General features: G+C 42.9%; 10 protein-coding genes. 2 read left to right on the plus strand and 8 right to left on the minus strand.

Annotated features, from left to right (window positions below):
* Positions 1 to 26: 26 nt before the first annotated feature.
* From M3N64_RS13650 to M3N64_RS13665, 4 genes are all read right to left on the minus strand, one after another.
* Positions 27 to 269, minus strand: coding sequence for a hypothetical protein (locus M3N64_RS13650; protein WP_249104083.1), 243 nt, complete (start codon positions 267 to 269; stop codon positions 27 to 29).
* Positions 270 to 271: 2 nt separating this feature from the next.
* Complete coding sequence (locus tag M3N64_RS13655) at positions 272 to 769, minus strand: hypothetical protein (RefSeq protein WP_249104086.1); 498 nt, start codon at positions 767 to 769, stop codon at positions 272 to 274.
* A 253-nt stretch (positions 770 to 1,022) separates the two neighbouring features.
* A complete protein-coding gene (locus M3N64_RS13660; protein ID WP_249104090.1) occupies positions 1,023 to 1,655 on the minus strand; it encodes a LysE family translocator in 633 nt (210 codons plus the stop codon).
* A gap of 302 nt (positions 1,656 to 1,957) precedes the next feature.
* Positions 1,958 to 2,989 carry an SDR family oxidoreductase gene (locus M3N64_RS13665; protein WP_249104096.1) on the minus strand — a complete coding sequence of 344 codons (1,032 nt, stop codon included), beginning with the start codon at positions 2,987 to 2,989 and terminating at the stop codon, positions 1,958 to 1,960.
* A 140-nt stretch (positions 2,990 to 3,129) separates the two neighbouring features.
* Between M3N64_RS13665 and M3N64_RS13670 the strand changes: the two genes are divergently transcribed.
* Entirely contained in the window at positions 3,130 to 3,798 is a 669-nt protein-coding gene (locus M3N64_RS13670; protein ID WP_249104101.1) for a TetR/AcrR family transcriptional regulator, read from the plus strand.
* A gap of 34 nt (positions 3,799 to 3,832) precedes the next feature.
* Entirely contained in the window at positions 3,833 to 4,204 is a 372-nt protein-coding gene (locus M3N64_RS13675; protein WP_249104104.1) for a cupin domain-containing protein, read from the plus strand.
* A gap of 558 nt (positions 4,205 to 4,762) precedes the next feature.
* Here the strand turns inward: M3N64_RS13675 and M3N64_RS13680 are convergent.
* From M3N64_RS13680 to M3N64_RS14270, 4 genes are all read right to left on the minus strand, one after another.
* Positions 4,763 to 6,781 carry a beta-galactosidase gene (locus M3N64_RS13680; protein WP_249104107.1) on the minus strand — a complete coding sequence of 673 codons (2,019 nt, stop codon included), beginning with the start codon at positions 6,779 to 6,781 and terminating at the stop codon, positions 4,763 to 4,765.
* A gap of 249 nt (positions 6,782 to 7,030) precedes the next feature.
* Entirely contained in the window at positions 7,031 to 8,647 is a 1,617-nt protein-coding gene (locus tag M3N64_RS13685; protein ID WP_249104110.1) for an MFS transporter, read from the minus strand.
* A gap of 53 nt (positions 8,648 to 8,700) precedes the next feature.
* Positions 8,701 to 10,641: a hypothetical protein gene (locus tag M3N64_RS13690; protein WP_249104113.1), complete on the minus strand. Its 1,941-nt coding sequence runs from the start codon at positions 10,639 to 10,641 to the stop codon at positions 8,701 to 8,703.
* Positions 10,642 to 11,422: 781 nt separating this feature from the next.
* A partial coding sequence (locus M3N64_RS14270) for a hypothetical protein (protein ID WP_249104116.1) occupies positions 11,423 to 11,602 on the minus strand: 180 nt, incomplete at its 5' end.

An 11,602-nucleotide genomic window follows, 5' to 3' on the forward strand; every position in this document is an offset into this window, starting at 1 on the left:
TGTTTTAAATATAAAGCGTTTTATAATTATTCAGTATCCACTAAATAATGAATGGTTCCATCGTCATTAACTTTAAACGGGGTAATATAAGAATTAGCTTGTGTATCAAAAAATTCTTTTGGCAGTGTGCCATCCGTATTTATTACTGGTTGATTGATTGATTGTTCTGCTGTATTTTTTTCCTCGGCCTTGCTAGTGATGGGATTGACGGTAAATACCAGAAGAAAAAATGATATTGTTACCAAAACAGCCTTAATTATTTTAATCATCGTTATTGCAACTCCTTCAATGTATAGTAGATTTTATGCTTTATAAGATAATCAAGTGCGTAATTCCCTCCACCTTTTTTCTCTGAATCCGAATGCTTCTGATATCCAAAGCTAAAATGATATTTTTGACCTTTCGGAGTTTTAAACTCAATGATTCCATTTGTTCCCTCACTTAATCTATTTGCACCAATCTGTTCGCTTGCTTTGCTTGCGTGGTATTTTCCGCCCTTCCTCTCAATCAAAATGATTCCAAAGCCATGCTTTATTTCCGTTGTATGAGAATAGTAAGGAACGACTTTTTCATCTTGTTTGTAGCCCGTTCCTTTTAACACACCAACAATAGAAGGATCCCTTTGCACAATTGATTTAATTGCCGTTTTTTCTGTCGCAAACCAATGTTCATTACTGCTTCCCGAGAAAAAAATCACGTAAAACACTATTGCCATACACAATATCAAGCATGTTAAAATACAAATCCAGAATAAATTCTTTTTTTTCATTTTTCCTCCCTCCTTCTTCCTCTAAAAAATAATATGCAGAGATTATATCACAATCAAAATGAAAAATCTGTAATATTTTGTATTATTTTATTTGAACGCTGGATCTTATGTACATTCTCGTTCGTTCCGCACCTATATACATTTCTCAAGTTGCGTCCGCTCCTCCATCCACCTGATGATATATTCCATATCTCGACAATTATCTTTTTGTCTTCAGATCTGTAAGTTGCTTTCATTTCTCGTTTTGACTAAATCATTTATTTTTTACAAATGCCAGGTTCAATGCCAATAAACCGAGAACCGTTGCCATAAAATATCTTTGGATCTTTTTCCAGACCGGCCGCTCTCTTAACATCTTGGAAACTTGACCCGCAAACAATACAATCAATAAGTTTACGGAAAAGCTGATCAAAATCTGCGTGGTTCCAAGCACTCCGATTTGCAAAGCCAGCGGACCATTTTGCGGGTGTTCAAATTGTGGCAACAAAGATATATAGAGAACCGCTATTTTGGGATTTAATAAATTCGTCATGAGTCCGTTTAAGTAGAGCTTTTTCAGTGTACGATGCGGAACATCATGAGGTTCAAAAACCGATTGACCGCCTGGTTTTACAGCGTTCCATGCCATCCACAGCAAATAAACGATCCCCGCCATCTTGATTGCTGAGTACAGCACCGGGACGGTTTTAAAGATGAAATCAAGGCCTAAGATTGTTCCTATGACATAAACGATGAAGCCTGTGACCACACCCAATAAGGAGAAGAAACCTGCTTTCTTGCCCTGAGTCAGCGAACAGGAAACAAGATACACCATGTTCGGTCCAGGTGCGCATACAATGCCCAACGCTACCAACGAAAAACTAATTAAAGTCACTGAGTCAACCATGATTTTCATCTCCTTATCAAATATTTTCCATTAAGCTTACCACAATAAGCGAAAACAACAACACTATTTCAAAGCTCTGAGGATACTTTTTGATAAACAGGTCATTTTAACTCACGGTTCTCCGCCACGGTCTAAAGGGACGAATCATTTTATGTATGATCAACGCCTCAAGTTCCTCCCATTTACATTAAAATAGAGTAGTTTAAATGCACCAATTTGGAAAGCCCTTTGGCATTTGATTCTCCAAAGGGCTGTTTATTGATGATTTTGTTCCGAATAATTTAACCTGTTTTTCATACAGATTATATCAACTTAAATGCCTCTAATTTCCTGGCAGAATCAAGAATGGTTTCCTCAACCGGACGAGGATTCCAGTTTAACTGCGTTTTTGCTTTAGCTGAAGTATATCGGAATTTTCTTCCTAACATTGGAACTAATGAGCCCAAAGATGGGGTAATTTTCGCTGCACTCCTTAAAACAAAATCCGGAATTGTTTTTGTTGGAATGTTTTTCCCCTTTTCACCTAATTTCTCTTTCAGGAACTTAGCCACATCGTTCATCCACATAAATCCACCGGTGGCAATATACCGTTGGCCGGCCGCCTGCGGATGAATCATCGCACGAATATGAAGATCGACTAAATCACGCACATCAACGATTTCAAACCTGATTTTCGGATTTCCCATCCCTTTTCCTTGTATTAAACGTTGGATTACTTCAATAGAACCAGGAATAGTTGGAAAAAGTACTGGACCAAAGATCGCTCCCGGGAGAATCGTGGTTAACGTTGTCTTGCTGTTTTGTTCCTTCATGAAATCCCAGGCCGCTTTTTCGGCAATCGCCTTGGATTTTCGATAGGCGTTTAAATTTTTATCGTTTGGATTGGTCCACAATGATTCATTGATGTGCTGATCTTTATTTGAGATTTCCGGCGTTGCTGCAGCAAGCGATGAAGTCATGACCACGCGTTCGACACCTGCTTTGACCGCCTCTCGAATGACACGAATCGCCCCATCACGCGCGGGTCCAACAAATGAGTCTAAGTCATCCTGATTTTCCGCGGAAAGAGGCGAGGCGATGTGAAGTACATAATTGGCCCCTGTAACTACCTCTTTCCAGCCCTCATCACTTGTCAAATCAGCAACATAAACAGTTAGAGCATGCGTATCCATCCCCCTATGTAAAAAATCATTCTGCAAATTCTCTTTCTTTTCCTCGCTTCTTACCGTTGTCCGAACAACATACCCCTGCTTTAAAAGTTCATGAATGGCCCATCCGGCCACAAATCCCGTACCACCCGTAACCAGCACCGTCTTGTTATTTGACTGTGTCATTAGAATTCCTCCCCAATCTTTTGATGCTTGTATCTTACTACACGAAATAGTCAAAATCAACAAATACTATTTATTTTGTTCATTTTGTATAATTTGTATACTATGATATAGTAGAGTTACTATTTCATGGGGTGAACTATATGATCACAGAGCATGAGCGCAAACAAGAAATGATTAATAAAATTAATGATGATATTGTGAAAAATGGATTCAAGGCATTGACAATGGATGGCATCGCCAAAGTAATGGGGATTAGCCGCGGCAAGCTCTATCAATATTTTTCATCTAAAGATGAAGTCATCGAAGCTGTCACTGCCCGATACATCCAATACATAGAGAAAATATCAATGATTGCAGACCCGAAAGACGCTCAGGGATTTATTGATGAATTTCTTTCCATCTATTTTCAAAATGTAGTACTGGCAGGCTCCTCCTCCGAAACTTTTATTAATGATTTAAAAACTGTCTATCCGGACTTGTATGAAAAATTCTCCGAATCTCTTGCGAAACGTGATGCTGTTATCCAAAATTTTTATGAATCAGGAATGAGGAAAGGAGTTTTCAATCCGGGATTGAACGCACAGCTGCTTCATTTCCAAGACAAGACAATGCTGACAGTCTTAGTTCTTCCAAAATTTTTATTTACCCATCGACTAGAGCCTTCTCAGGCACTTAGGGACTATTTAAAAATACGAGTTCGGGGAATTATTATCCCTGAGTATCAATCATTGGTTAATGATGCAAACGTCAATTCTCAGATTCAGCATCTGGATAAAAAGTTCAGAAGAGTTTTCACAGAAACAATTTAATAAAGATATTCTATTAGATATGGAGGCCCATTTGATGCAAAAAATAAATCTGAAGGATAAATTTTCACAGTTTACTGATTTCTGGTCACCGAAAGTGATCGGTGATCTGGGGGACTATCAGGTTAAAGTTGCTAAATTCCACAATCAGTTTGTCTGGCATCATCATGATCAGGAGGATGAATTCTTTTTAGTCATTGAGGGCCGGGTTGCGATCCATGTTAAAGAAAAGGATTCTGAACAGATCTACACGCTAAACGCTGGAGAAGGCATAGTCGTTCCTCGCGGGGTTGAGCATATGCCTGTCGCCGAGGAAACCGCTCACGTTCTGCTGCTGGAACCGGCCACGACTCTAAACACAGGGAATGTTGTGAACGAAAAAACGGTCAAGAATTTAAAACGATTATAAGCAGTGCAGCAAATGAAAAAGAACTTACACTGATTATTTTGATACTGTTGCATATAGAAAAAACAAAAAAGCGACCCGTCACGCCTGCCGTGGATTACTTTTTTGGTCCATGTGCAGCGCCACGATCGCTGAACGATTTTTTGTACTCTTGAAAGAAAGTTTAAAATTCAGCGGATTATATAGTATTAGTGCAACTAGGTCTTTGCCTTCACCAGAGGCTTGGCAAAGCCAAGTTTTCTAATGGTCATTCTCCATTGGTATACACCATTTTAACGCGCTTAACACTTTTAAGTAAAATACTGCTCTTGGTCCAGTTTTTACTCTCTCTATAGTAAAGTGGCGCAGAAGGTACCATGTATTTTCCTGCGCCAATAAAATCCTATATGTTTTTACAGTCCATTAAACCTGGCAATATGGCCCATAAACCTAAAAAGCTTTGTTTTTCAACCCAGCAGCCCACTGAATCATGTTTATTCGCGTTTTCCGACGTTACCCGCTCCGTCGATCAGATATCTATGAAAAATGCACCATTCCTTTCATAGATATGCTGCCAGTGAATCAGGCACGGATAATCAGAACATCGTATGGCTGCAGCGTAGTCTCTGCGCCGACTGATGCACCGCTCAACAGATTCTTCTTTCCTGCCAGTGCCGACGTATCCAGCTTATGCACGGCTTTTCCGGTATTTAAAATATAGTATAGTTTGTAATCATCATAGGAACGGACGCTGATTTCGACATTCTCAGGGGTTGAATAATTTGTCAGATGATGATCCATGATCAGTTGATCGGCCAACAGATCCAGCCCGTCGTTATCTAAAACCGTCCCAACATAATATGCTTGTCCGTGACCAAAGTGATTCACGGAGACAGCCGGCATACCCTGGTAAAAGACATCATCCTGATAGGTTGCCAGTGCCGCGGCACCCTCCAAGTGAGAAATGCTGGCTATCATCGAACCGATGGCGCTTCGGTTTCCAAACTGCACCTTTATTGTTTTCTCCGGCGGGAAAGCATCGACTTCCTCGGCCCAGATTCCGCACAATTGACGGAACGGTCCGGGATACCCGCCGATGATCACGTTGTCATGTTCATCAGAAATGCCGCTTAGAAATGTCGTTACAAAGGTTCCTCCGTTGTTCACGAACTGTTTCAGATGATCAGCAACTCCTGATTTGATCATCATCAATACCGGGGCAATGACGATATCGTATTGGGCCATTTCTTCAGCAGAAAGATCGGCAGGAATCAAATCCATCGCCACATTTCTGCGATAGAACGCTGCATAATAACGATGAATTTGATCGACATACTTAAGCCGCACATTCGGACCGCTGAGATACTCGAACGCCCAATAATTATCCCAGTCGAAGATAATGCCTACCTTCGCCTCTGTACGCCCGTTCATTAATTGCGTGCCACAGGCCGCCAGTTCCTCGCCTAACCGTTTGGTCTCCTTTAGAATCCTTGTTTGATCCGTGTCGGCGTGACTAATAATCGCGCTGTGGAATTTTTCCGTACCGCCGCGTGATTGCCTTAATTGAAAATATTGAATCGTATCCGCACCGTGCGCAATCGCCTGGTAACTTAATTCACGCATCTGACCCGGAAGCTTGACCGAATTATATGGCTGCCAGTTCTGCTGGCTGGGAGCCTGTTCCATCAGCATAAATGGCTGCCCTCTTTTCAAGCCGCGCATCAGATCGTGCGACATAGCCGTAAAGCTCGGAGGTGTGTTGCATGATGGATAATTATCCCAGGAAACCAGATCCATTTCTTTCGCCCATTTAAAATAATCTAGATTTTTATACGTTCCCATCAGATTAGTCGTTATCGGCGTCGTCAAATCGAACTGACGGATTGCTTCTTTCTCATCAACAAAATTACGCAGCATACTATCGGAGATAAACCGGCGATAATCGACTGACATCCCCGACAGCGTCGTGTGGTTTTCATCAATGCCGTCCCCTAAAATGTTCGGTGGAAAAATCTCATCCCATTCATAGAACGTATGGCCCCAGAAATATGTCGACCACGCTTCATTCAGAACTTCCAGTGACTGATACTTATGCTTCAGCCAGGTACGAAATGCCTTTGCACAGTGATCACAGTAGCATGATCCGCCATATTCATTCGAAATATGCCAACAAACGACCTGCTCCAGATGCCCGTAGCGTTCAGCAAGTTTTCCGGCCAGCCGTGCACTATATTTGCGGAATATCGGCGAATTCGGACAAGCGTTATGCCGCTCGCCGAAACGATGCTGCCGGCCTTCGAAATCCGTCCTTTCGACATCAGGGTACCGTTTAGCCATCCAGGCAGGAACAGCAGCTGTGGAAGTTGCTAAGACAATATTGAAATGATAACGCATCAACAGCTGAATAATGTCGTCCAGCGTTGAAAAATCATACTCATTTTCACTGGGCTGCAATTGGGCCCATGAGAACACATTAATTGTCGCTTCGTTAATTCCGGCATTGCTTAAAATCTGCATGTCGTTCAGCCAGATTTCTTTCGACCATTGTTCAGGATTCCAGTCACCGCCAAAAAGAAATGCTTTAAAAGGCGTACGCTTCATGGTCACTTTCTCCTTTAATATTCATTTTTTATGATCCCAAATACTCATTTGTTAAACGATCATTGCCATCTTTTATACTGACTTGCAAAGTTCCAATAATCATAAGGCATATAGTCAGGTCGCGAAAAAAGCTCCTCCGAAACCGGGAAGATCGGCCTTCTCTGGAGAAGCACACTATATTACTGAATCGTTGCATCAAAAATGCGCGAGATTAACATTTATAGTTTTCACTCGTCATTACGATGCGCCTTAATCATCTTTTCTCTTCATTCGATTATCCTCGTACTCTTCCATTTCCGTATGTTTCCAAACATCGATCGAATCGTAATCGATGCCCGTCAGCAGATTGCAGATTCGTTTTGTCTCCGGATCCACTGCAGACATTTTTCCACCGGCTTTCAAGCGTTTTAACTCATCGCTGGGTATTTTAAACGTGTTTTTATCCAATTTAAACGTCGCCGCACTGATTAAAGCTACAAGAATTAATCCTCCAACACCGATACTGATGATCCCAACGATCATCATTTTGGCACTGGCAGGTTCATTAACCGTTCCACCCGTTGATTTGATGAATCCCGAGGCATCAAGCAATAGTCCGACAACCACCGATCCAAGGGCAAAGGAGGTCTGATAGATAAACATCATCACCGAGGCAAACACGCCCGATCGATTCTCACCAGTAACCAATGTATCAAGATCGGGAATATTGGGAAAAACATTCCATGGAATAAACCAGAGAATATATTGCCCGGTTTGATATACGAAACACATAACGCTTAGCCAGATCAAAATATGCGACGGCTGATAAAGTGCGAAAACCACAGATGCACCGCAGGTAACTAAAATAGGGACATAAGCAATCGCATAGAGTGAACGCGGCGCGATCTTCGTAATCGCCCACCCGGCAATAATCGTAACGGGAATGGAAACGAGACTGAACATACCCAGATAGGCAGCCGTTGCAGGCGTTTGTCCGATCACATCGACAATGTAGTAGGTAAATACCGTACCCCACACGGACGCCGCCAGATAAGAAGCACCAAAGATCAGCAGATGTTTACGGAATGATTTGATTCTCAGTGTTGAGAAGTAATTTTTTACAGCCTGCCAAAACGCGCGTCCTGCATTCATCCTTTTATGCTGAGGACGATGTCTTTCTTCGATTGCCGCTTCTTTACGTGTGACAAAATGTTCCCAGGTTGAAAAGAAAGTAACAAGTACCAGGATGAAACTAAGAATTGAGAAAATGGTTTGCCCGACAATATAAGGAGTCGGGCTTGTTTGCGGCCAGAGACTGAATACTTGTGCAAGAGTCCAGGAAATGAGCGGTGCTCCTGCTCCGGCCACCACCATCCGTGTTGTGGAAAGCTTCGTCCGCTCACTATAATCGTCGCTCATTTCATTCGCCAGTGCATCGTAGGGAATTTCAAATGCGGAAAGCAGCATATTGGTAATCAGGTACGAAAACAAATAGTACACATAATGCATCCCCGGTACCCACATCAGGATCGCAATTAATGATGCCGGAGCCGCTAACAGGATGAAAAAGTGTCGGCGTCCGAAACGACGGCCTATTTTCAGCTTGTAAAATTTATCAGAAATACTGCCGGCAAGTAGCGTGGTGAAGGCATCTACAACACGGCCAACGGCAAAAATAGACGCTCCTTGTACCGCACTGAGTCCGCAAAAATTCGTATAGAAAAACAGCAGCCATCCTCCAACCATTCCTTGCATCGCCATACTATATTGTGAAAAAACACCGTAGCCTAATGAACGCCAGATCCCTATTTTCCCGCGATGACGATAAATAGATTTATCTGCGTACTCATCCCAGCCATCGTGAAGTTGTTTTTCAATAATCGCCATACTACTCTCGCCTCAGCTTTCGGAAATCGATTTTTCTTACGATCAGCGACGATTTATCTTCCGTCGTATTTCAACATGTAGTAGAGACCCCAATCCTGGTCATTGGCCCACGGATCATCGAAATGTGCCGGTCGATCATTGACACTCATCGGATAAACCGTCGCGCAGGAAGCGCTTCCATTTTCCTTAAACAAACTTAAAACGGAACGGAGTAGCTTCTTTACTTTGCGAGCATATTTATCGGAACCGACAATGTCTTCTGTTCTGAAATAGGCGATGCCGGACAATGCGGTCCAATAATGCGGAAAAGTGTCGCCCAGGACTCTTCTCTTGCCAAACCAGTAGCCATCCCAATGTCTGATAGCGCTTTCATTCAAATGATAATCTGGTTGAAATCCATGAAATAAATCAAGGACTTTCAATTGCTCATCCAGTGCTTTCCGATAATGTTCTTCGCCCGTCAGACAATACAGGTCACGAATATAAATCGCCGCCGGGGCGACAATGGCCTGTTCGTAATCCACTTCGCTTTGTGGATAATTTTTACCGCATTTGACAAGATAATCGACGTGCTGCTTGTAAAGATCCAGCAGCCGTCCTGCTTCTTTAACCCGTCCCGCTTCTCGAAAAACGTTAATTGATTCATACATTGGCATACCAATGGCATAGAATCGGCCACCGCCGGCCTTATAAAATGCTTCAACGCTCTTGGCGTACCAAGTCAGAAATTGATGATCATTTTTCAATTTGTACATTTCTAAAAACAGGATACCGATCCACGGATAATTATAAAGACGCGGATCGTCGTTGTTTCGTCCGACATCGTTGTAAACCGTCCCGCTTTCCGGATCGAAGAGCTCACGAACGACATAGTCGACATAGATATCCAAACTTTTCTGCATCTTCGAATTCGGGTGATGCTGCAAATACAGTGCAAGCAATGCGCCCATGCCGACGCGTTCTCTCCCGCCATTGTGATCGTTTAAGTGCCCATAATACTGCTGCTTTTCTTCATTGTCATAGATCAAGTAAGCACCGTAAAGATGGCTTTGCTGATCATGACATTGCTGATGTTCGACAATGAACCGGCAACGGCGTTCGGTCAGTGTCTCAAGCTGCGGCATGACCAGAAAAGCTGCCCGGCTCCGCTTATTTCTCCAGATGATCTCGTAATTATATTCTCCAGTGTGATTCGGCGACTCGACGACCGTTGCCGTTCCGTTTTGCCAGTCAAATGGAACGAGTTTACCATCCCGGTAAATCTCGGGCCTTTCTCCATTTTCAGTAACTCCGCCGATATGTGCCGTGAAACGGACCGGTTCATCTCCAAGCGTCAAAAATGCCCTCGACGACACCGTGATAAAATCCGATTGCTCGTGAATGATCCGCCGAAAATCTTGCTTATCTTTAAACCAAAACAACTCCCATTGCAGTGTATAGGTTTCGTTCGGCCGCAAATGCAAATTTTCCGGATGGAGAATGAAATCGCCGCGATGATTGCTGACGTTCTCTTCCCGACCAGTTACCGTATAATTCCGGTCGATACTGTATCCTTTCAAGCTGCCTTTGCGCAAGATCAGTCCCAGATGCGGTGCTTCGCCGCCCATCCTCAACGCCATGATATAGCTGCTGTCGCCGCCGCACCAGATATGCGTGTTGCAGCATTGCGTCAGGCATGTTTGTGCATCGGAATAATAGTCCGGGAAAGGGGTATAAATGCCAAGCCGAGTCCCGACCGTATAGATATCAAACTTTGTCGCATTTTTGAAAGTATAAGTCTCAATGAGCGTGTCGCGACGGCTATATTCACGTTTCACGTCAACACTCAAGTTCAATCCACATTTAATTTTTCCCCACTGTTTATCCTGATTGACCCAATTCATTTGATGCGGGTCTCGAGGATTTCTTAAAGCGATCATCCGATTGGTTTCATCTGTTTCGACATCGAATAGCGCTGATCGGGGCTTCATCTCCCGATAGGTCACATCCTGCATCTTTGTTCCTCCCATTCTCAATCATTATCTGAGTTAGTAATCGGCCTTCCTTCAATTGTGTATGGTCCGCACGCGGCCGGCACGGCTCTGCTGCGTACGTCCCAATTTTCAATATCCGCCCTTTCTAAATGAATGATTTACTGGTTAACTCCTGTCTGTTCACCCCTATCATCTTTCTTTGCTTTGTCACCGGTCCGATTGACAGCATCAAGAAGAGGATCATGGAACAGTTCGAATTATAAAGCGCTTACAACAAAAAAAGAATAAACGATAGCAGCTTATTATTGTAAATAATTATCACGCGATTTTCATATAATTGATCGTATTTCAACCCACCGATCTGTTAAAAAGGCTGTTTATAAAACGTTTTCATTTGTACTTTATTAGCACTTTCGGTAATGGGAAAATGCACATCCTGATCTCAATTAATCTTTTTTGTACAAGCATTTAGAAAGACCGGGCAAAAAGTGCCCGGTCTTTAATCTCCAGCCACATGTCATGGGTTCGTGTCTTTTCGGTACTGAATCAGCGCTTCAGTTGCTCGCTTGCCGCGGGCGCACCGCGAGCCTCCTCAAGCAGACGAGTACCTGCGGGGTCACACTGGCACGCTGATCCCGCAGGCGTCTCAAACTTTTGTATCTGGCTTACACTTTGATGCTTAGCTAAAAATTTATAATTTCTTTACCCTCAAAAAAGCCCACACGTCAGAGTGTGGGCTTGATTTACACTGATAAGAAAGTATAAAAAAATAAAAGATTCAAGGAAATGAGTGTAAGTGCAACTAAGGCTTCGCCTTCGCCAGTGGCTTGGCGTAGCCAAGTTTTCTAATGGCGATTGGGAAGCGTGTCCGCAATTTGGGCAGCAGTATCGGCGTCATTTTATTCTCAATGTACATTTCTATAGTTGACGGGAGACACTCCGACATTTTTTTTAAAAGTCTTACTAAAGTAAGAACATGATG

The sequence above is a fragment of the Sporolactobacillus mangiferae genome (assembly GCF_023336505.1).
GTDB classification, from domain to species: domain Bacteria; phylum Bacillota; class Bacilli; order Bacillales; family Sporolactobacillaceae; genus Sporolactobacillus; species Sporolactobacillus mangiferae.